Source organism: Enterobacteriaceae bacterium ESL0689, assembly GCA_029433525.1.
Classification (GTDB): Bacteria; Pseudomonadota; Gammaproteobacteria; order Enterobacterales; family Enterobacteriaceae; genus JAQTIF01.
In genome coordinates, this window is record JAQTIF010000001.1 from 1497198 (window position 1) to 1518658 (window position 21461).

Sequence of the window (21461 nt, forward strand, 5' to 3'; positions counted from 1 at the left end):
AATAAAAACAGCATGATGGTGATTCATGACAGCGTTTGTTGTTGCGTCTGATAATCACAGGGGGGATCACCCAGTAAAGTCAGCAGATGCGCGATCAGCTGTGGCGCAACGGTCTGTGGCTGAATATCCGGCAGCCAGTGACGCATTTGTGTTATTTCCATACCGGCATAACCGCAAGGGTTGATCCGGCGGAATGGTGACAGATCCATCGCGATATTGAGTGCAAGGCCGTGGAAGGAACAACCTTTACGAATGCGCAGGCCGAGCGAACAGATCTTTTTTTCCTCGCTATACACGCCCGGTGCATCAGCGCGTGCGTGAGAGGCGATACCATATTCAGCCAGTGTATTAATCACCGTCTGCTCTAATAGCGTAACGAGCTGGCGGACACCCAGCTTACGTCGTTTGAGATCAAGAAGCACGTACATGACTTGTTGCCCGGGACCATGATAAGTCACCTGTCCCCCCCGATCGCTCTGAATCACAGGAATATCACCCGCAGCCAGCACATGTTCCGCTTTACCCGCCTGACCCTGGGTAAAAACAGGAAAATGCTCTACCAGCCAGATTTCATCCGGGGTTTTATCATCACGGCAATCGGTAAACTGATGCATGGCTTGTGACACCGGCTGGTAAGGCTGCAGACCAAGCTGACGGATAATAATCTTATTTTGCTGCAAAATAGCATCTTCCACAGAGCGAAACAGTCAGTGGGAGTATATCATGGCTGCCTGGTAAGCGCGCCCGGGGAGAGTACCGGGCGGCAGGAAATGATTACAGCACCATCCGCACAATATCGATTTTGCCTAATTCTTCATACAGGGTTTCAATTTGTTCGATATGTGTGGCATTAATGGTAATAGAAACAGAATGGTAGTTGCCCTTACTGCTGGGTTTGACCTGGGGTGAATAATCACCGGGCGCGTGGCGCTGCACGACTTCCACCACGCGATCAACCAGCTCAGGGGAGGCCTGTCCCATGACTTTGTAAGTAAATGACGTAGGAAATTCAAGCAGTTCATTCAGTTTGGTTTTCATGTCAGCTCCGGTATTACGGCGAAATAACCACCCACAGGATCGTGAGCGTTATCCAGTGATTCAGTGCCTGACAGCGGAATGGCGTTCTCCTTGCCATTTTAACTTCGGCCGTGTCAGGCTGCTGTTTTGCATATGGGGGCGCAGGTTATACTTTCAAGTACATGATTTTTAACCAAACCAGCGATGAAATATTAACTTAATATAATCAATCAGTTTACTAAAGAAGTTACCTTCCGGGATCTCCTGCAGGATCACCAGCGGGCGTTGATCGATCGTTTTGCCATCCAGCTGGAAATTAATGGTGCCGACAATCTGGTTTTTCTGTAGCGGAGCGTGCAGTTCATTGCTATTCAGAATATAGCTGGCTTTCAGATCTTTCATCCGTCCACGGGGGATGGTGATATAAGCGTCTTTCTCTACCCCCAGAGAAGCACGATCGGTATTACCGAACCACACTGGCTCTGAAGCAAATTTTTTATCCGCTTTTAATGGCGTCGCGGTTTCAAAGAAACGAAATCCCCACGTCAGTAATTTTTTACTTTCTGCCTCCCGGCCTTTGAAAGTACGCCCGCCCATGACCACAGAGATCAGACGCATCGGTCCGTCCGTCGCAGAGGCAACAAGATTATAACCCGCCTTGTCGGTATGGCCGGTTTTGATGCCATCAACACTGAGGCTTTTATCCCATAACAGGCCGTTGCGATTGAGCTGACGAATGCCGTTAAAGGTGAACTCTTTTTCCTTATAGACCGCATATTCATTGGGTACGTCGCGGATCAGCGCCTGGCCAATTAAGGCCATATCACGGGCAGAGCTGTACTGACCATCAGCATCCAGACCATGTACTGTCTGGAAGTGCGTATTTTGCAAACCGAGCTTCTTGACATAGCCATTCATCAGCGTGACAAACGCATCCTGGCTACCGGCGACATAGTCTGCCATCGCGACACAAGCGTCGTTGCCCGATTGCAGATTAATCCCACGGATCAGCTGGGAAACGGTGACCTGCATACCCGGTTTGAGAAACATCAATGAAGAGCCTCTGAATACTGGATTGCCGGTCGCCCATGCATCATTTCCCACCGAGACAAGGTCGGCATCTTTAAATTTACCTGCTTTCATCGCCTGGCCAATGACATAGCTGGTCATCATTTTGGTCAGGCTTGCCGGATCGCGACGGGCGTCAGCGTTATTCTCTGCCAGCACTTGACCGGAGTAATAATCGATTAGTATCCAGGACGCGGCATCAATTTGTGGCGCACCTGGGATCAGCGTTTTGAGATTCAGGTCATCGGCATGGGCACTCCAGGAGAGCGCTGCGATGGAGAGAGTAGTCAGGAATAGACGTGCGCTGCAAAAGATCTTCATGGTCTGAATAACGGCATCCGTGGTGGAGTTAAAAAGGAGTAGTTAACTATAACAAAAGGAAGCTAAGCCAGCATCTGGCATTATGCATGAGTTTGTTAATAGCGTTTTCATTGCCACAGCTATTTTTACTGGGCAGCGGTAATAAACGACGGGATCTGCATCTCGTTTTGCAGACGTTGCTGCAATGTACTGGCCTGTTCCCGGTTACTGAATGGCCCCAGCTGAATGCGCCAGAGCGGGCCATTCTGTACAACACGACCGGGAACAGAAAGTTGCTGGCTCAGTTTTTGCTGGTAATGCCGCGCCCGGTTTGGGTCGCTGATGGCACCCACCTGGAGCACGATGTTACCCGCGATACGAGATGGTGGGGCGCTGACCTGCGTTTGTTTGACTGCGGTGGTTGCTGCTTTGTGCGGCGCTTTGCTCTGCGGAACAGGGGGGGTCAGTGACACAGGGGTATCGGGGATATCGCTATGGGTAAGCGGAGCGCTGATACTCTCTGGTGGCGTTAATGTGGTATCACTGACAGCGTGGATATCGGTGGGGGCGGGCGATACAGGCATGGTATCCGTACCCGCGTTCAGATCCGGGCGTGGGGGTAGCGCATAAGTCTGTTTTGCCACCGTGGTACAGGCCATTCCTGGGCCAGAGAGTGAGCCATCTTCGGCGACAATAATCGGATCGATCCGTACCCGGGTATTATTTGACATATTCAGACGATCAGCGACAGCGCGTGACAGCGAAATAATACGATCACTGCCGTAGGGCCCGCGATCATTAATCCGTACCACCAGCATGCGACCATTGGCGAGGTTGGTGACCCGGATATAGCTCGGAATCGGTAGGGTGGGATGAGCAGCGCTCAGTTGTGTGGGGTCGAAAAGTTCACCCGAGACCGTCAGGTTGCTTGCCGGTTCTGCGTCATAAATCGCAGCCAGCCCGGTTTGAGTAAAGCGTGCGGGATCGCTGACAATTTTATAACGCTCACTATGATGCTCATAATCCTGATTTGCCGTGACCACAAGGGCTTCATAATGGGGCTCAACACCACTAATTTCGACCACCGGGCCATGACATACCACCGGTTGCGGTACGCTGATCGTCTTTTGTTGTTCATTTTCATGAATACATGCCGTCAGTAAGACGGTTATCAGACAAATCCCTGGCCATTGCTTACGCATTGCACACTCCTTACACACTTTTCGACAACATTTTTCTGTGAGTCTGGATTGACATCACAATACCAAACCCAGCCATTAATACCACCAGCGCAGAGCCACCGTAGCTGATCAGCGGTAATGGCACCCCGACGACAGGTAAAATACCGCTGACCATACCAATATTGACAAAGACATAAACGAATAAAATAAGCATCAGACCGCCGGTCATGACCCGACCGAACGTCGTTTGTGCCTGGGCAGCGATCCATAATCCGCGCATGATAAGTAAAATATAGAGTGCCAGCAGGATAAGGATACCAATCAGACCGAGTTCTTCGGCGAGAACGGCGAAGATAAAATCAGTATGGCGCTCTGGCAGAAACTCCAGTTGTGATTGTGTGCCATGCAGCCAGCCCTTACCACGTAGCCCACCGGAACCAATGGCGATTTTTGACTGAATAATATGATAACCGGCCCCCAGCGGATCAGTTTCCGGATCGAGTAACATTATCACCCGCTGACGCTGATAGTCATGCATCAGGAAAAACCATAAAATCGGGATAAAAGCTGCCAGCAGGATCACTGCGATACCGATTAAGCGCCAGCTTAATCCGGAAAGAAACAGGACGAACAGACCGGATAATGCGATCAGAATCGATGTTCCCAGATCTGGCTGGGCAGCGACCAGTAGCGTCGGGACAAAAATCAGGACCAGCGCAATGGCGCTATTTTTCAATGAGGGGGGACAGGCATTGCGATTGATAAAACGCGCCACCATCAGCGGGACAGCAATTTTGGCAATTTCTGAGGGCTGAAAACGAATAATCCCCAGATCCAGCCAGCGTTTTGCCCCTTTGGCGGTAACGCCGAACGTATCGACGGCGATCAGTAATATCACACAGAAAAAATAGAGATAGGGTGCCCAGCCTTCATAAACACGCGGCGGAATTTGCGCCATGATGACCATCACGGTCATTCCCATCGCGATCTGGCTTATTTTACGCTCCATCATGCCGATATCCTGACCGCTGGCACTCCAGATAACCAGCACGCTGTAAACCAGCAGCGCCAGTAAGATCAACATCAACATCGGATCGAGGTGGATCTTATCCCACAGTGATTTCTTGCTGGCGTTATCACTCATTATTGATCCTCCCCTGCGGTCACGGCCGGGTTTTCACTGGGTAAGTGAGTGTTGTTATCTCCCAGTATAATGTGATCAAGGATCTGGCGCATAACCGTACCGACAGCGGCACCTGCGCCGCCATTTTCAAGAATGATAGTAATAGCAACCTGGGGATCATTATAGGGGGCAAAGCCGATCATCAGTTTATGGTCACGCAGACGCTCTGTTATTTTGTGGGCATTATAAGTTTCATTGGCTTTCAGGCCAAATACCTGGGCCGTACCGGATTTGACCGCACTTCTATAAGGTGCGCTGGCGAAGTATTTATAACCGGTGCCGTTGCTACGGTGGGCGACGCCATACATACCATCTTTGGCAATTTCCCAAAAGCCGGAACGAATGTTGCCAACAGGCGGTTCATAGGGTTGCACCCATGGTATTTGTTTGCCCTCTTCGAGGGTACTTTTTAGCAGATGTGGCACTTTCACGACGCCGTCATTAATCAAAATCATCAATGCCTTATTCATCTGAACAGGGGTTGCTGTCCAGTAGCCCTGGCCAATCCCGACCGGGATAGTGTCACCCTGATACCAGGGCTTTTTAAAACGTTTGAGTTTCCATTCCCGGGTCGGCATATTCCCGGAACGCTCTTCGGCCAGGTCGATGCCGGTATAGTGACCGTAACCAAATTTTGTCATCCATTCAGAGAGCCGGTCGATCCCCATATCGTAAGCGATCTGATAGAAAAACGTATCCGCTGACTCTTCCAGCGCTTTGGTGATATTCAGATGACCATGTCCCCATTTTTTCCAGTCACGATAACGTTTTTCGGTGCCGGGCAGTTGCCACCACCCCGGATCGAACAGACTGGTATTACGGGTAATGGTATTGGTGCTGAGTGCCGATACCGCGATATAGGGTTTGACCGTTGACGCGGGGGGATAAATGCCCTGTGTCGCCCGATTGATCAAGGGGGTATCCGGGTCGTTTAACAGTTCGGCATAATCTTTACTGGAGATGCCGTTAACGAACAGATTGGGGTCATAACCGGGCGTCGAGACCAGCGCAAGGATGTCGCCATTACGCGGATCGGTGACTACCACGGCAGCGCGGCTGCCAGCCAGCAGGGTTTCGATATATTGCTGGAGCTTAAGATCAAGGGTTAAATAGATATCTCTGCCTGCTTGCGGAGGCACCTCTTTGAGCTGGCGAATAACACGCCCACGGTTGTTGACTTCCACCTCTTCATAGCCCGTCTGACCATGCAGAAGATCTTCATAGTAGCGTTCGATCCCCAGTTTTCCGATATCATGAGTCGCCGCATAGTTAGCCAGTTTACCGGCTTTATCCAGACGAGTGATGTCTTTATCGTTGATTTTGGAGACATAACCAATCACGTGGGTCAGGGCGGAATTATAGGGATAGTAACGGCGCTTGTAGCCTTTGACCTCAACACCAGGAAAACGGTGTTGATTAACCGCAAAACGGGCAACCTGCTCTTCATTGAGATTAGTTTTGACTGGAATTAAGCTGAAGCGATGGGAGCGCGTGCGCTCTTTTGTGAAACTGGCGATATCGTCATCAGTGAGATCGACAACATCGCGTAACGCATCCAGCGTTTGCTGCACGTTGTCCACTTTTTCTGGCATCATCTCCAGTTGGTAGATGGTGCGGTTGAGCGCCAGCGCTGTGCCGTTACGATCGTAGATAATGCCACGACTGGGGGTGATCGGCACCAGTTTAATCCGGTTTTCGTTGGAGCGAGTCTGATAATCCTGGTAACGAACAATCTGCACATTATAGAGATTGGCAATCAGAACCGCGGTAAGCAGTAAAATCCCGATGAAAGCGACCAGCGCCCGGCGCATGAATAGCGAGGATTCCGCAGTATAGTCGCGGAAATAATCTTTTAATTTCATACCCTGCTTAGCCTGCTCTGGTCATGATTATTCACGATGGTAAGGATGATTGGTCGTAATGCTCCACGCACGATACAGACTTTCGGCAACCAATACACGCACCAGCGGGTGAGGTAAAGTCAGCGCCGAGAGCGACCAGCTCTGTTCTGCCGCGGCTTTACATGCCGGAGAAAGACCTTCGGGGCCACCAATCAACAGACTGACATCACGCCCGTCATGTTTCCAGCGCTCCAGCTCATGAGCAAGCTGCGGGGTATCCCACGGTTTACCGGGAATATCCAGGGTCACAATGCGGTTCTTCCCGGCGGCTGCCAGCATCATTTCTCCCTCTTTTTCAAGGATGCGCTTAATATCCGCATTTTTGCCCCGTTTACCTGCTGGGATCTCCTGCAGTTCCAGCGGCATATCTTTGGGAAAGCGGCGCAGATATTCACTAAAACCACGCTGCACCCACTCAGGCATCTTACTGCCGACAGCGACCAGTTGCAGCTTCACCGGTTAATTCCAGAGTTTTTCCAGCTCGTACAAATGACGACTCTCTTGCTGCATGATATGAACCATAACATCGCCAAGATCGACAACAATCCAGTCAGCGCTAGTGTCACCCTCCATCCCTAATGGTAACATGCCAGCAGCACGTGATGCCTGCACCAGATGATCGGCTATCGCTGCCACATGACGCGAAGAGGTGCCGGTACAGATAATCATATAATCTGTGATGCTGGATTTACCGCGCACATCAAGGGTGACAATATCCTGGCCTTTCAGATCATCGATCTGGTCGATAATAAAGCGCTGTTGGGTTTTATCCTGCAAGGGTTCCTCCTGAGTGAAGTTGACTTAGTGCCTGGTTCTTCAGGCTATTTTACTTGCCATTCTGGCGCAGGGCAGAGCCCGAAATCCTCACGTACTGCGTGTACGCTGCGGTATCAGCCTGACAGTATACCTGAACTTGTATCAGTCATGGGATAAATGCTTTTCAGGCAGCGGAGGATAGCAGCCTGCTTTAAGCTGTCAATGATTGGGATGGATTTATTCTTCTCTTTGCCAGCTCGCCTGGCTATTCAGTACCCGCAAGGTGGTGAAGTCAGGCTGGAGATCCAGGGCGCTCCATGCGCCATGCATAATGGGAAAATGCCACATTGCGGCGGCCGGTAAGCCGAGTAGCTGGGCGATCAACAGGCTTAGTCCTCCCTGATGCCCCACGATCAGCAGATGATGAATATCCTGATATTGAGCCAGTTTATCGGCAAAGGTAGTGATACGCCGGGCGAAATGCTGAAAACCTTCACCCTGCGGGGGCGTGGCGTGCTGCCAGTCGGCGCACCAGGCGGCGTAGTTTGCTGCATCTTCGCGCTGTAAATCCTGATAGTGACGCATCTCCCAGTCACCGAAGAAAATCTCATTCAGTTCGGGGTGGATCTGGCAGGCAACAGGGCGATCACCCAGCAGCAGGCGGGCAGTATGTTGTGTGCGCGCCAGTTCACTACAGAAAACATAATCAAAAGGTACTGACTGCAGGCATTGTCCCACTGTCTGTGCCTGGCGAATGCCGTGTGCGGTGAGCGGGGTCGGGGAGTGACCACAATAGAGACCGGCCACATTAGCTTCAGTTTCACCGTGACGCACCAGCCATAATCTCATGCGACCCCCTTAACGATAGAGATGGTGCTGGTTAATATAATCCAGTACCGGTGCAGGTAACATATCCGCACAGGAACCACCACTTTGCAGACGCTGGCGGATCAGCGTCGCGGAGATATCAAACCACGGGGTTTCTGCCAGGTAGATCACCCCATTGGGACGTGTATACAGATGTTCAGCATTATCGGTGAGATGGCTATCCAGCCATTGCTGATCATGCGGGTTTTTCATCACCAGTGGGTATCCCGGTCGCCGGCAAACAATCAGATGGGCGTTATCGAGGATGGTGCTGTAGTTGTGCCACGCGGGAAAGGTCAGCAGGGAATCCTGGCCAATAATAAAGGCCAGCGGCTGGCTGGCGGGCTGCTCCCGGCGCCAGTCAGCGATGGTTTGCGCAGTATACGAGGGGGTCGGGCGTTGCAGTTCACGATCATCAAGCAGAAACAGCGGATTATCGGCGATAGCTAGCGTCAGCATTTGCCGACGCTGGTCACTGGTCGCTTCAGGCTGTGGCCGGTGCGGTGGCACATTGTTGGGAACAATAATGATTTTCTCAAGATTGAGCTGATGAGCCAGAATTTCTATCGGTTTGAGATGACCGTAATGGACGGGATCGAAAGTGCCACCGTACATGGCCTGCAACTGATTCATATTAGTCGTCAACATCTATAAATGCCCCTGCCAGCGCTTTATGGCAGAGCAGCAAGGAGAGGCTTTCTAATTCCTGCCAGACCGGCGAGGCGTAATCCTGCTTCAGCGTGATTTCCATCTGCGCCAGCAGCGCGACTGCCTGGCGTAGTAGCTCAGCATCCAGACGTGCCAGTGCATCGCTTAATAACGGGCGGCGGTTCTGCCATATACGCTGTTTATCAAACAGCGCACGCAAGGGCGTATTAACCGACTGACGCTGTAGATTCACCAGCAGCAATAATTCGCGCTGCAGGGTGCGCAGCAGGATAGGGGGTTCGATGCCTTCCCGCTGTAGCTGTTGCAGAATGTGCAAAGCCCGCTTGCTTTTTCCGGCCAGTAAGGCATCCAGCCAGTGATAAGGAGTAAAGTGCGCCGCATCGTTGACCGCCTGCTCAACACGCGGGAGGGTCAGTTTGCCATCCGGCCACAGTAATGAGAGCCGTTCCAGTGCCTGGCTCAGGGCCAGCAGATTACCTTCATAGCAATAGCACAGTAACTGACTGGCCGCTTCATCAAGCTGGATCTTGTCCTGCCGGGCGCGTGCCGCCAGCCAGCGTGGGAGTTGGCTATGATCCGGGGTCTGGCAACTGACCTGAACCGCACAATGGGTCAGTGCTGTCATCCACGAGGTATTCTCCTGGGTTTTGGTCAGTTTATTACCACGCACGATTAACAGCAGATCATCATGCAACATCGTCACCAGTGTGGCGAGTTGCTGATTGATCGCCGCACTGGTTCCCCCCTCCGGCAGGATCAGCAGGAGGGTCTGACGGGGGGAAAACAGGCTCATTGCCTGGCAGAATGAGAACAGTGCCTGCCAGTCAGTGCTGGCATCGAGCGTTGCGGTATGGTGTTCAGTAAATCCCTGAGCGGCGGCGGCGGCATGGATAGCGTCCTGACTTTCCTGCAAAAGTAAAGGATCATTGCCCAGTAATAAATAGGCCGTGCGCAGCCCTTCATTAAGCTGCGCACGGAGCTGTTCCGGATACAACCGAATCATCAGGGGGCCTGTGTTGGCGAAGGGCGACGCCCTGAATCAGCGGGAGCCGATGTGGTTTTTTCCTCGCTCTGATGAGTCTGAGCATGGTTCGCGACCCGAACTTCGGGGAGTCGGCGAATCAGTTGTTCTGCCGCTTTGTCATACATCTCTTTGATGATGAGCTCCTGCTCGGCATCTTTTGCTAACGCAGTCTGTGGGTTATCGAAGAAGGAGCGATAAACCCGGACAGTGATCGGATGGATATCATCATTCGGGATCAATACGCTGGCCTGAACCGTGATCACCATCTGATATTCAGCCGTGGTGCCATCCTGAAAAACAGAAGCGGTATCTTTTTGAATAGCCACGGAGTTAAGGCGCAATTGCGGAATATCCTGGCGCAGGGTACTGGCTTCGACCAGCGTTACCCCGTTCAGTCGCAACTGATTACGAACCGCACGGCTTAATGGGCCATAGGGGTCGCCGGATTGCAGGATCAGGGTTTTCATCGCCACCGGAACCTGGGTGGTATTGCGCAAATGCCAGCCACAGGCGGTGGTGGTGAGTATCAGCAGGGATAATAACCCTGTTGCCAGATAGCGCATATTTTTCTCCCGTCCTTAATTCACAACCAGGTTGAGCAGTTTGCCAGCAACGTAAATCACTTTACGCACGGTGAAGTCAGCAAGATGCTTCGCCACCAGCGGCTCCTCGCGTGCCCGCTCAAGCACTTGTTCCTGTGTTGCATCAACCGCAACGGTGATTTTACCGCGCACTTTACCATTGACCTGAACCACCACCAGGGTGGTGTTTTCAATCATCGCCTTCGGGTCTGCGACTGGCCACGGAGCGTTATCGAGATCACCTTCACCGCCCAGTTCCTGCCAGAGCGTGAAACAGGTATGTGGTGTGAAGGGGTTGAGCATGCGAACCACTGCCAGTAGCGCTTCATGCATCAGCGCACGATCCTGCTGGCTCTCCTGCGGCGCTTTTGCCAGTTTGTTCATCAGCTCCATGATTGCGGCGATGGCGGTATTGAACGTCTGGCGGCGGCCGATATCATCGCTGACTTTGGCGATGGTTTTGTGGACATCCCGACGCAGTGCTTGTTGCTCTTGATTCAGATGGGCGATATCCAGCGCCGCTACCGGTCCCTGGGTCACATGCTCATAAACCAGTCGCCAGACACGTTTCAGAAAGCGATTGGCCCCTTCTACGCCGGACTCCTGCCACTCGAGGGTCATCTCTGCCGGTGAGGCGAACATCATAAACAGTCGTACCGTATCCGCGCCATAACGTTCGACCATTACCTGTGGATCGATGCCATTGTTCTTTGACTTGGACATTTTACACATACCGGTATAGACCAGTTCGCGACCTTGCGGATCAACGGCTTTAATGATGCGCCCTTTTTCATCACGTTCGACGCTGGCATCAATCGGTGAGACCCAGTTACGCTCGCCGTTTTCGCCCACATAATAGAAAGCATCGGCCAGAACCATGCCCTGACAGAGGAGCTGTTTTGCTGGCTCGTCAGAGTTGACCATTCCGGCATCGCGCAGCAGTTTATGGAAGAAGCGAAAATAGAGCAGATGCATAATGGCATGTTCGATCCCACCGATATAGATATCCACCGGTAGCCAGTAGTTTGCCGCTTCAGCGTCGAGCATGCCTTTATCGTACTGCGGGCAGGTGTAACGCGCATAATACCAGGATGACTCCATAAAGGTGTCGAAGGTGTCGGTTTCCCGCAGTGCAGGCTGACCATTAACCGTGGTTTTTGCCCACTGAGGATCGGCTTTGATCGGACTGGTGATGCCATCCATCACCACATCTTCCGGCAGAATAACCGGCAGTTGATCGTCCGGGGTTGGCATCACGGTGCCATCCTCCAGGGTCACCATCGGGATCGGTGTACCCCAGTAGCGCTGGCGGGAGACGCCCCAGTCGCGCAAACGATAGTTAACTTTACGTTTGCCGACTCCCAGCGCTGTTAATTTATCGGCAATGGCGTTGAAACCTTCTGTATGGTTCAGGCCACTGAATTCCCCCGAATTGCATAGCACCCCTTTTTCGGTTAACGCCTGACTGGAGAGATCGGCGGGCTGACCTTCGGCGGTCAGAATCACCGCTTTGATACTGAGACCATATTTGCTGGCGAACTCATAGTCGCGCTGGTCGTGTGCCGGGACAGCCATGACTGCGCCGGTGCCATACTCCATCAGCACAAAGTTTGCCGCCCAGACGGGAATGGTTTCTCCGGTCAGTGGGTGGATGGCTTTAAATCCGGTATCGACGCCCTTTTTCTCCATTGTCGCCATATCGGCTTCTGCGACTTTGGTATTGCGGCATTCATCAATAAAGGCGGCAAGGGCGGGACTACTGGCGGCAGCCTGTTGTGCCAGAGGATGACCTGCGGCAACCGCAAGATAAGTGCATCCCATAAACGTATCGGGACGGGTGGTATAAACGGTGAGTTTGTCAGCGTAGTCATTGACATCGAAAGTGATCTCGACACCTTCAGAACGGCCAATCCAGTTACGCTGCATCGTTTTAACGGTATCCGGCCAGTGATCCAGCTTATCGAGATCATTGAGCAGCTCTTCGGCATAAGCGGTGATCCTGATAAACCATTGTGGGATCTCTTTACGCTCGACTTTACTGTCGCAGCGCCAGCAACAGCCATCAATAACCTGCTCATTGGCCAGCACGGTCTGGTCGTTGGGACACCAGTTTACGGCTGACGTCTTTTTATACACCAGCCCTTTTTTATACAACTCGGTGAAGAATTTTTGCTCCCAGCGATAATATTCTGGCTTACAGGTCGTGACCTCACGATGCCAGTCGTAAGCGAAACCCAGCTTTTTTAGCTGATTTTTCATGTAAGCAATATTGTCGTAGGTCCACGGCGCAGGCGCGGTATTGTTTTTTACCGCTGCCCCTTCGGCGGGCAGGCCAAACGCATCCCAGCCAATCGGTTGCAGCACATTTTTACCCAGCATGCGCTGATAACGGGCGATAACATCGCCAATAGTGTAGTTACGCACATGACCCATATGCAGTCGACCAGAAGGATAAGGTAGCATCGACAGGCAGTAATACTTTTCTTTGTTTTCGTCTTCTTTAACTTCGAATGTACGATTATCGTTCCAGTGGCGCTGAACGTTAGATTCTATCTCTTCCGGTCGGAATTGCTCTTGCATGGCAGACAAAGGTCCTGTTTTCAATTACCGCTACGAAAAAACGTAGCCAATAGACAATGCGTGATCAGATCGGCATAGCATAGCCCAAACATGCGCGGCAAAACAGCCTTTCAGGTGCTAACATCGCTAAAAGCGGTAGAAGAGCGTGCCTCTTTTTATCCATTAACCGGTGGCAGTGACGTTATCATGTCTACTATTAACAGCAATTGATGATCCCGGAGGTGAAATAATGAACAAGCTGACTCAGTTTTATCGTGAGCTGGTATTAGCATTCAGTGAACGGTTGCGCGAGGGCGAACGTGATATTGATGCGCTACTCGATCAGGCAAAGCAAAAAATTAATCATTCCGGGGCATTAACAGAACATGAACTGGCATCACTGATGCAGGCGGTCAGGCGTGATTTGCAGGAGTTCGCCCACAGTTACCAAGAGAACCGTGATGATCTGGCCAACAGCGTCTTTATGCGGGTGATAAAACAGAGTTTATGGCAGGATCTGGCAGATATCACCGATCAGACACAACTGGAATGGCACGAAATGTTCGACGATATCGATCATCAGGGTATTTACCACAGTGGAGACGTAGTCGGACTGGGAAATATGATATGTGAAATCTGCCATTATCGGATGACTATTTATGCACCGGAGATATTACCCCACTGCCCGCAATGTGGTGGTGACCGTTTTCAGCGCATTCCTTTTAATCCCTGATGTGAGATTAGCGGATCGCATTGCGGAAAGCGGTGCGATCCGCCGTTTTTGCTGTCTCATCAGGAATGCGAGCCAGATTTAACGAGATATTTCTTTATGCTGATGAGCAGTGCCAGCAGGCCCAGAAACGCCATCAATAGCCACAGTGGCCGATTTCCCGCACGGGCATAAGGGGTCAGGCCGGTGGCGGGGGCCACTTTCGCGGTCAGCACCGCGCGGGTGAACTGAGGTAAGCGAGCCTCAACTTCACCTTGTGGGCCAATAATGGCCGTAATACCGTTATTGGTGCTGCGTAACAACGGACGCCCCAGCTCCAGCGCACGCATCCTGGCCATCTGGAAATGTTGCCACGGCCCGATAGACTGACCAAACCAGGCATCGTTGGAAATTGTCAGCAAGTAATCGGTATCCGGACGAAAATTATCACGAACCTGTTCACCAAGAATAATTTCATAGCAGATGGCCGCCGTCAGCCTCCTGTTCGCCCCGGTCAGTTGCGGTTGCAGGTATGCGCCACGACTGAAAGAGGACATCGGTAAATCGAAGAAGGGGGCTAACGGGCGCAGCAGAAATTCCAGCGGTACAAATTCACCAAACGGGACGAGATGATTTTTGTTATAGCGATTGGGGGAGTCGTAATAATAGGGCGTATCTTTGCCGAGGGTAATAATGGTGTTATAGGTGGCATAGTGATCTCTGGCCGTCAGGCGGGCATCGACAATCCCGGTGATCAGCGTGCTGTTGTCTGCGCGTAGCAGGCCGTCCAGTCTGCTCAGAAAATCCTGTTGGTTAATTTCCAGATCCGGAATAGCCGATTCCGGCCAGACGATCAGCTGTGACGAGGCGATATGTGGCTGTGTCAGCGCGAGATAAATTTTCAGGGTATCGGCAAGCTGCGTTTCGTCCCATTTCATGCTCTGGGGAATATTGCCCTGTACCAGTGAGACGTTAATCGCCTGTTGTGGCAGTGACTGAAACCACTGAATATGGCGTAGCGGCATCGGCAGGGTGAACAGGATGACAGCCGCAAACGCAGGTCGCCAGTTGCGTTGCGCAAGAGCTAGCGCCAGCAGTCCACTGACCATCATTAAAAGAAAAGTGATCGACTCAACCCCCATAACCGGAGCCACGCCTCTGAGGGGGCCATCAATCTGGCTGTAGCCAAACTGGAGCCACGGGAACCCGGTTAACACCCAGCCCCGCAGAAATTCACAGATTTGCCAGACAATGGGGGCGACGATAACCACACGCAGCCAGTGGGTTTTCGGCCATAGCAACGCCACTACGCCAGCGAACAACCCGCTATATAGCGACAAATAGGCACTCAGCAGCACAACAAGCAGTATGTTGATCAGGTCGGGCATACCACCAAACTGGGCAATACTGACGTATACCCAGTTAACCCCGGTGCCAAACAGCCCCAGTCCCCAGAAAAAACCGATCCACGCACTTTGCCACGGGCGACGGTTAAAGGTGAGTCCTTGCAGGCCGATAAGCGAAACAAGCGCCGCTGGCCAGATTTCATAGGGAGAAAACGCCAGTGTGCCGCAGGCTCCTGATAACAACGCCAGCAGCAGTCGTCCACGCTGGCGGACGACAAAAGAGGCTAATGCCATTGCAGTTAATCGTCCTTCTATTAATTATTCATTGTCCAGTTTGGGTTGTGGTGCATCATCCGCCAGTGTGACATTCACCTGAATGATGCGCCGGTTATCCGCCATCACCACTTTGAAATGATAGCCATCGATATCGACAGACTCCCCACGGGTGGGCAGATGACCGAAAGCCTGCATCACCAGGCCGCCGATAGTATCGACCTCTTCATCGCTGAAGTGGGTGCCGAAAACGTCATTGAAGTCTTCGATGGAGGCCAGCGCCCGTACCGCCCAGGTATGACGGCTGAGCTGGCGAAAATCGATATCTTCTTCATCATATTCATCTTCGATTTCGCCGACAATCAGCTCGAGGATATCTTCAATCGTGACCAGCCCGGAAACGCCACCAAATTCGTCGATGACGATAGCCATATGATAACGCTGTGAACGAAACTCTTTCAGCATCCGATCGACCCGCTTGCTTTCTGGCACTACCACCGCCGGACGCAGAACCTGTTCCATGCTGAATGAGCCAGCACCACTGCGCATAAAGGGCAGTAAGTCCTTGGCCATCAGGATCCCTTCGATATGATCTTTATCTTCACTGATCACCGGAAAACGGGAATGGGCGGACTCGATAATCACATCGAGGCACTCATCCAGAGACTGGTTACGGTTCAGGGTGATCATCTGCGAACGTGGGATCATAATATCGCGGACGCGCTGGTCAGCGATATCCATCACCCCTTCGAGCATATCACGGGTTTCTTCGTCGATAAGATCGTTTTGTCTGAAATCACGAATTAATGCCAGGAGTTCATCACGATTTTTTGGTTCGTCGTGAAAAAGCTGGCTAAGTAACAGGGAGAAAAACCCCTTCTTGTGGTGTATGGCGTTGCTACTGTGTGAATTGTCGTCGCTCATGGCGTCGTAGAGATTCTCATGTCAGTTAATGTATCGCTCGTCGCGCGAATATTTTTGCGTCGGACGGCATCGAGACCGGTTGTCCGTTACCTGGTAACCGGTAAGTCCTTCTCAGCAAGGTAGGGGTCCTCATAACCCAGAGCAAGCATTATCTCTGTTTCGAGGCGCTCCATCTCTTCCGCTTCTTCAGTGATAATATGATCATAGCCCAACAGGTGCAAACTACCATGAATGACCATGTGTGCCCAGTGCGCTTGCAGCGGTTTATGCTGTTCCTGCGCTTCTTGTTCCACAATCTGGCGGCAAATCACCAGATCCCCCAGCAGCGGCAGTGTGATCCCCGGCGGTGCCTCAAAGGGGAACGACAAGACATTGGTCGGTTTATCCTTGCCACGATAAGTCCGGTTCAGTTGCTGGCTTTCTGCTGTATCGACCAGACGGACTGTGACTTCCGACTCAGGCTGTAATGGCAGAATAGCCGCATTAAGCCAGCGTTGAAAATCAGCCTCATCCGGCAGACCACGGCTATCGGCACAGGCTTGTTGTAAATCAAGAATAACCGGATTCATTGCGACTCCTGTGGCTTATCTTCCTGTTGATGCCAGCGACGCTGCTGTTCTGCATTGCGTTTTTGTTCCGCCTCTTCCCAGGCCTCATAAGCGTTGACGATACGCGCTACCACCGGATGGCGCACCACATCCTCACTGTGGAAGAAATTGAAGCTGATTTCATCGACCCCGGACAGTACCTCAATGGCATGACGCAGACCCGATTTGGCATTCCGTGGCAAATCAATCTGAGTAACGTCGCCCGTGATCACCGCTTTGGAATTAAAACCAATGCGTGTCAGGAACATTTTCATCTGTTCGATGGTGGTATTCTGGCTTTCATCAAGAATAATAAAGGCGTCGTTGAGGGTACGGCCGCGCATATAGGCCAGTGGTGCGACCTCTATAACATTACGTTCGATTAATTTCTCAACCTTTTCAAAGCCAAGCATTTCGAACAGCGCATCATACAGCGGGCGCAGGTAAGGATCGACTTTCTGGCTCAGATCACCGGGAAGAAAACCGAGCTTTTCTCCCGCTTCAACCGCCGGGCGGGTAAGAAGAATGCGGCGTATCTCCTGGCGTTCGAGCGCATCTACCGCTGCCGCCACAGCCAGCCAGGTTTTTCCGGTTCCGGCGGGGCCGATACCGAAGGTAATATCGTGATCAAGAATATGCGCGATATATTGTGCCTGATTGGGGGTGCGGGGCTTGATGACGCCACGCCGGGTTTTGATATTAATCGCTTTACCGTAAGCCGGTACGCTGTCGGCATTCTGTTCCAGAACACGCGCTTCTTTGATAGCCAGATGGATTTGCTCCGGGACAATATCCTGAATGTGTCCACGTTGTGGTGCGGTATCAACATACAGACGGCGCAGAATATCAGCGGCGGCGTTGACACAGCGTGTCTGACCCGTCAGCGTAAAACGATTATCGCGGTGGTTAATTTCGATACCTAAGCGCCGTTCCAGCTGTTTAATGTTGTCATCAAACGGGCCACAAAGTCCCAGCAAACGCGCATTATCCGCTGGCTCCAGGATAATCTCACGATTTTCTATATTCAAACTGTTCCTCTTTAATATATGTTACCGGGCGGTCATCATCACGGACTTGTCAGGGAATTATTAACTTCATCGCTATGGGGTGCAAGCCCTGTTGGTGATATTCCGGGGTAAGGCGAGAGGCAGAACCTGCCAGTGCTGGCAGGTCTGAAGGGATTAGGGTTGATAAATTCCGACACCAGGCTCGTCTTCTTTGCGGGTACGGGCAATGATGGCTTGTGGCGATTCGGCAATACGTAACCCCATCTGCGCTTCGCGGCGGACTATTTTACCGCGTAATGAGTTAGGGTAGACATCGACGATCTCCACATCGACAAACTGGCCGATCATATCGGGCGTGCCTTCAAAATTGACCACCCGATTGTTCTCGGTGCGACCCGAAAGTTCCATGATATTCTTGCGTGAGGTGCCCTCGACCAGAATACGCTGGGTGGTGCCGAGCATACGACGACTCCAGGCCATCGCCTGTTGATTGATACGCTCCTGCAGGAGATACAGCCGCTGTTTCTTATCCTCTTCGCTGACATCATCCACCATCTCTGCCGCCGGTGTTCCTGGTCGTGCGGAGAAAATAAAGCTGTAGCTGAGATCAAAATTGACATCGGCGATGAGCTTCATGGTTTTGGCGAAATCGTCGGCGGTTTCGCCGGGAAAACCGACGATAAAGTCTGAGCTAATCTGAATATCCGGACGTGCCTGGCGTAATTTACGGATGATTGATTTATATTCCAGCGCGGTATGAGTGCGTCCCATCAGGGTCAGCACCCGGTCAGACCCGCTCTGCACTGGCAGGTGCAGGAAGCTGACCAGTTCCGGCGTATCACGATAAACCTCAATAATATCATCAGTAAATTCGATCGGATGACTGGTGGTAAAACGGACACGATCGATGCCATCAATGGCGGCCACCAGACGCAGCAGTTCGGCGAAACTGCCGGTTGTGCCATCATAATTTTCACCACGCCAGGCATTTACATTTTGTCCCAGCAGGTTGACCTCCCGTACCCCCTGCGCGGCCAGTTGCGCGACTTCATACAGAATATCGTCACAAGGGCGGCTCACTTCTTCGCCACGGGTATAGGGGACCACACAGTAAGTGCAATATTTATTACAGCCTTCCATAATAGAAACAAAAGCGGCAGGGCCATCCGCGCGTGGCTCAGGCAAACGGTCAAACTTTTCAATTTCCGGGAAACTGACATCGACCACCGGGCTGCGGTTATGACTTACCGCGTTGATCATCTCTGGCAGGCGATGGAGTGTCTGAGGTCCGAAAATAATATCGACGTAGTGAGCACGCTGACGGATATGCTGCCCCTCTTGTGAGGCAACACAGCCGCCGACGCCAATAATCAGCGCCGGGTTCTTCTCTTTCAGCAGCTTCCAGCGGCCTAATTGATGAAAAACTTTTTCCTGGGCTTTTTCACGGATAGAGCAGGTATTGAGCAGTAACACATCCGCATCTTCAGCGATATCTGTCAGTTGATAGCCATGTGTGGCATTCAGCAGATCGGCTATCTTCGACGAATCGTATTCATTCATCTGACAGCCCCAGGTTTTAATATGGAGTTTTTTGGTCATCGATTTGCTCATGCCAGGTTAGCGATATTCAGTAGGGCGCGTATTGTAATGCTTTGGTTGCCCTCTGACCAGTGCGTGTTATCCCCCTTTGCGGCGAAAAATCCGGTAAACTGATGGCCTGCCTCATCATCGCATCGCGATTGCGCGTGTTACCTGGCTCCGGGCGTGAGACGAAAAACAGAGGCCAGCATGAGGGCGATGGATTTTATCGCGCTGCCGCGAGTCAGCTCAGCGTGACCAGACTATTTACTGATTCAGGTTGAAGGATAATTGTGATGACAAGTCATACAACAGAGATTGCCATTATCGGTGGTGGGATGGTCGGCGGTGCTCTGGCGCTGGGACTGGCACAACAAGGGTTCCAGGTCACGTTAATAGAAAAAACCGTCCCCCCGGCGTTTGATCGCGCTTCGATGCCGGATGTGCGAATTTCCGCGCTTAGCATGGCCTCAGTGGAATTGCTCAAACGGCTTGCTGTCTGGGATAAAGTACAGGCTATGCGTGCGCATGGCTGGCAACGGCTGGAAACCTGGGAGTGGACAAATGCCCATGTTATTTTCGATGCGGCCGATTTGCATCTGCCGCAACTGGGTTATATGGTCGAAAACAACGTATTGCAGCTTGCTCTGTGGCAGGCGTTGTCCGCAGATGAACATATCCGGATCTGTTCAGGTCACAACCTGCAGGACATGCACCGCGAACAGGATCAGGTCACTTTGCGGCTGAGTGACGGCAGTGAGTGTGTTACCCGGCTGGTGATTGGCGCTGATGGCGCTCACTCTCCCCTGCGTCAGTTAGCGGGAATCGGGGTGCATGGCTGGCAATATCGACAGGCGTGCTTACTGATTAGCGTACAGTGTGCGGATAACCCTGGAACCAGCACCTGGCAACAATTTACCCCGAGCGGACCGCGCGCTTTTCTCCCGCTGTTTGATAACTGGGCATCGCTGGTATGGTATGACACGCCCGCGCGTATTCGTCAGTTGCAGGCAATGAGTTTGCCGCAGCTTCAACAGCAAATCCGGCTTCATTTCCCCTCCCGGGTCGGGCTCGTAACTCCCTGTCATAGTGGTGCATTTGCGCTGACCCGCCGCCATGCGTTGCAGTATGTGCAACCCGGCCTGGCGTTAGTTGGCGATGCCGCGCACACCATTCATCCCCTGGCTGGGCAGGGCGTTAATCTTGGCTATCGCGATGTTGATGCGTTGCTGACGGTATTAACCACCGCGAAAAATCAGGGGGAGGTATGGGCCAGTTTACCGGTACTCAAACGCTATCAGGCCAGACGCCGGGTCGATAACCTGATTATGCAGTCGGGAATGGATCTGTTTTATGCCGGATTCAGTAACGATCTGCCCGCGATACGGCTACTGCGCAATATCGGGTTGATGGCAGCAGAGCGGGCAGGGGGACTGAAACGACAGGCGCTGAAATACGCATTAGGGTTATAAGCGGTAGCACTGATGAAACAGCTCCATGTCCGCAGACTCAGATTGACCGCCCGGCAGGCAATCCCGTGCCGGGCTCCGGCTGCGACGGCCTCATTATGTAGTGGATCAGTTATTCCGGACACCTCAATAGCCTGAGTCTGCCACAGAGGCACAATAATCACGATGATATTATTATTCCGTTAATCATTCTCAGGCTTAGAGCCTATCCCATTAGGCTATTTTACTTGCCATTTTGGCCCTGGGCAGTGCTCGAAATCCTCACGTACTTCGTGTACGCTGCGGTTTCTCCGCGCTGTCCGTGTCCAAACTGGCTGCGCCAATAACGCCTAATGGGATAGGCTCTTATTTTGCGATCAGTTTCACGCTGGGAGGGAATTAGCTATTGCCTGTGAGCAGATTGCTATGCCCGAAGCACGGTTGTTGTGAGTGGTCTGTTGATATTTAACCACCTGCTCAGCG

The 21461-nt window shown here is 52.1% G+C and carries 20 protein-coding genes; 2 read left to right on the forward strand and 18 right to left on the reverse strand.

Annotation, left to right across the window (positions count from 1 at the left end; translation table 11 throughout):
* Nucleotides 1-23: 23 nt before the first annotated feature.
* From lipB to leuS, 13 genes are all read right to left on the reverse strand, one after another.
* Complete coding sequence (gene lipB / locus PT300_07330) at nt 24-680, reverse strand: lipoyl(octanoyl) transferase LipB (protein ID MDF7680410.1); 657 nt, start codon at nt 678-680, stop codon at nt 24-26.
* A 94-nt stretch (nt 681-774) separates the two neighbouring features.
* Complete coding sequence (gene ybeD / locus PT300_07335; protein ID MDF7680411.1) at nt 775-1038, reverse strand: DUF493 family protein YbeD; 264 nt, start codon at nt 1036-1038, stop codon at nt 775-777.
* A 168-nt stretch (nt 1039-1206) separates the two neighbouring features.
* On the reverse strand, nt 1207-2406 hold the full coding sequence (dacA, locus tag PT300_07340; protein MDF7680412.1) for a D-alanyl-D-alanine carboxypeptidase DacA: 1200 nt from the start codon (nt 2404-2406) through the stop codon (nt 1207-1209).
* A 125-nt stretch (nt 2407-2531) separates the two neighbouring features.
* Nucleotides 2532-3587, reverse strand: a complete 1056-nt coding sequence (rlpA, locus tag PT300_07345) for an endolytic peptidoglycan transglycosylase RlpA (GenBank protein ID MDF7680413.1) — start codon at nt 3585-3587, stop codon at nt 2532-2534.
* Between the two features lie 10 nt (nt 3588-3597).
* Nucleotides 3598-4710 (reverse strand): peptidoglycan glycosyltransferase MrdB, encoded by a 1113-nt coding sequence (mrdB, locus tag PT300_07350; GenBank protein ID MDF7680414.1) that lies wholly within the window; start codon nt 4708-4710, stop codon nt 3598-3600.
* Entirely contained in the window at nt 4710-6611 is a 1902-nt protein-coding gene (mrdA, locus tag PT300_07355) for a peptidoglycan DD-transpeptidase MrdA (GenBank protein ID MDF7680415.1), read from the reverse strand. The genes mrdB and mrdA overlap by 1 nt, the downstream gene beginning before the upstream one ends.
* 27 nt (nt 6612-6638) lie before the next feature.
* Nucleotides 6639-7106: a 23S rRNA (pseudouridine(1915)-N(3))-methyltransferase RlmH gene (gene rlmH, locus PT300_07360; protein MDF7680416.1), complete on the reverse strand. Its 468-nt coding sequence runs from the start codon at nt 7104-7106 to the stop codon at nt 6639-6641.
* A 3-nt stretch (nt 7107-7109) separates the two neighbouring features.
* On the reverse strand, nt 7110-7427 hold the full coding sequence (gene rsfS / locus PT300_07365) for a ribosome silencing factor (GenBank protein MDF7680417.1): 318 nt from the start codon (nt 7425-7427) through the stop codon (nt 7110-7112).
* Nucleotides 7428-7643: 216 nt separating this feature from the next.
* Complete coding sequence (locus PT300_07370; GenBank protein MDF7680418.1) at nt 7644-8255, reverse strand: adenosylcobalamin/alpha-ribazole phosphatase; 612 nt, start codon at nt 8253-8255, stop codon at nt 7644-7646.
* A gap of 9 nt (nt 8256-8264) precedes the next feature.
* Nucleotides 8265-8906 (reverse strand): nicotinate-nucleotide adenylyltransferase, encoded by a 642-nt coding sequence (nadD, locus tag PT300_07375; protein ID MDF7680419.1) that lies wholly within the window; start codon nt 8904-8906, stop codon nt 8265-8267.
* A gap of 1 nt (nt 8907) precedes the next feature.
* The gene (gene holA, locus PT300_07380) at nt 8908-9945 is read right to left on the reverse strand and encodes a DNA polymerase III subunit delta (protein MDF7680420.1); all 1038 of its coding nucleotides are present in this window, start codon (nt 9943-9945) and stop codon (nt 8908-8910) included.
* A complete protein-coding gene (gene lptE, locus PT300_07385) occupies nt 9945-10529 on the reverse strand; it encodes an LPS assembly lipoprotein LptE (GenBank protein MDF7680421.1) in 585 nt (194 codons plus the stop codon). The genes holA and lptE overlap by 1 nt, the downstream gene beginning before the upstream one ends.
* Before the next feature lie 15 nt (nt 10530-10544).
* A complete protein-coding gene (leuS, locus tag PT300_07390; protein MDF7680422.1) occupies nt 10545-13127 on the reverse strand; it encodes a leucine--tRNA ligase in 2583 nt (860 codons plus the stop codon).
* Nucleotides 13128-13356: 229 nt separating this feature from the next.
* On the opposite strand from leuS, the gene PT300_07395 reads away from it, so the two are divergent.
* Nucleotides 13357-13839 carry a zinc ribbon-containing protein gene (locus PT300_07395; GenBank protein ID MDF7680423.1) on the forward strand — a complete coding sequence of 161 codons (483 nt, stop codon included), beginning with the start codon at nt 13357-13359 and terminating at the stop codon, nt 13837-13839.
* Nucleotides 13840-13898: 59 nt separating this feature from the next.
* On the opposite strand, the gene lnt is transcribed toward PT300_07395, so the two are convergent.
* From lnt to miaB, 5 genes are all read right to left on the reverse strand, one after another.
* Complete coding sequence (lnt, locus tag PT300_07400; protein ID MDF7680424.1) at nt 13899-15455, reverse strand: apolipoprotein N-acyltransferase; 1557 nt, start codon at nt 15453-15455, stop codon at nt 13899-13901.
* A gap of 24 nt (nt 15456-15479) precedes the next feature.
* Nucleotides 15480-16358, reverse strand: a complete 879-nt coding sequence (gene corC / locus PT300_07405) for a CNNM family magnesium/cobalt transport protein CorC (GenBank protein MDF7680425.1) — start codon at nt 16356-16358, stop codon at nt 15480-15482.
* Between the two features lie 86 nt (nt 16359-16444).
* Nucleotides 16445-16927 carry an rRNA maturation RNase YbeY gene (gene ybeY, locus PT300_07410; GenBank protein ID MDF7680426.1) on the reverse strand — a complete coding sequence of 161 codons (483 nt, stop codon included), beginning with the start codon at nt 16925-16927 and terminating at the stop codon, nt 16445-16447.
* A complete protein-coding gene (locus PT300_07415) occupies nt 16924-17973 on the reverse strand; it encodes a PhoH family protein (GenBank protein MDF7680427.1) in 1050 nt (349 codons plus the stop codon). The genes ybeY and PT300_07415 overlap by 4 nt, the downstream gene beginning before the upstream one ends.
* Before the next feature lie 153 nt (nt 17974-18126).
* Entirely contained in the window at nt 18127-19551 is a 1425-nt protein-coding gene (gene miaB, locus PT300_07420; protein MDF7680428.1) for a tRNA (N6-isopentenyl adenosine(37)-C2)-methylthiotransferase MiaB, read from the reverse strand.
* Between the two features lie 275 nt (nt 19552-19826).
* Between miaB and ubiF the strand changes: the two genes are divergently transcribed.
* Nucleotides 19827-21002, forward strand: a complete 1176-nt coding sequence (gene ubiF / locus PT300_07425) for a 3-demethoxyubiquinol 3-hydroxylase (protein ID MDF7680429.1) — start codon at nt 19827-19829, stop codon at nt 21000-21002.
* Nucleotides 21003-21461: the final 459 nt, after the last annotated feature.

Bases quoted from the DNA above. Each gene is read 5' to 3' on its own strand.
- rlpA (MDF7680413.1), bottom strand. From the start codon at position 3,587: ATGCGTAAGCAATGGCCAGGGATTTGTCTGATAACCGTCTTACTGACG.
- ybeD (MDF7680411.1), bottom strand. From the start codon at position 1,038: ATGAAAACCAAACTGAATGAACTGCTTGAATTTCCTACGTCATTTACT.
- holA (MDF7680420.1), bottom strand. From the start codon at position 9,945: ATGATTCGGTTGTATCCGGAACAGCTCCGTGCGCAGCTTAATGAAGGG.
- corC (MDF7680425.1), bottom strand. From the start codon at position 16,358: ATGAGCGACGACAATTCACACAGTAGCAACGCCATACACCACAAGAAG.
- PT300_07370 (MDF7680418.1), bottom strand. From the start codon at position 8,255: ATGAGATTATGGCTGGTGCGTCACGGTGAAACTGAAGCTAATGTGGCC.
- ubiF (MDF7680429.1), top strand. From the start codon at position 19,827: ATGACAAGTCATACAACAGAGATTGCCATTATCGGTGGTGGGATGGTC.
- mrdB (MDF7680414.1), bottom strand. From the start codon at position 4,710: ATGAGTGATAACGCCAGCAAGAAATCACTGTGGGATAAGATCCACCTC.
- miaB (MDF7680428.1), bottom strand. From the start codon at position 19,551: ATGACCAAAAAACTCCATATTAAAACCTGGGGCTGTCAGATGAATGAA.
- PT300_07395 (MDF7680423.1), top strand. From the start codon at position 13,357: ATGAACAAGCTGACTCAGTTTTATCGTGAGCTGGTATTAGCATTCAGT.
- nadD (MDF7680419.1), bottom strand. From the start codon at position 8,906: ATGAATCAGTTGCAGGCCATGTACGGTGGCACTTTCGATCCCGTCCAT.
- mrdA (MDF7680415.1), bottom strand. From the start codon at position 6,611: ATGAAATTAAAAGATTATTTCCGCGACTATACTGCGGAATCCTCGCTA.
- lptE (MDF7680421.1), bottom strand. From the start codon at position 10,529: ATGCGCTATCTGGCAACAGGGTTATTATCCCTGCTGATACTCACCACC.
- leuS (MDF7680422.1), bottom strand. From the start codon at position 13,127: ATGCAAGAGCAATTCCGACCGGAAGAGATAGAATCTAACGTTCAGCGC.
- lnt (MDF7680424.1), bottom strand. From the start codon at position 15,455: ATGGCATTAGCCTCTTTTGTCGTCCGCCAGCGTGGACGACTGCTGCTG.
- ybeY (MDF7680426.1), bottom strand. From the start codon at position 16,927: ATGAATCCGGTTATTCTTGATTTACAACAAGCCTGTGCCGATAGCCGT.
- dacA (MDF7680412.1), bottom strand. From the start codon at position 2,406: ATGAAGATCTTTTGCAGCGCACGTCTATTCCTGACTACTCTCTCCATC.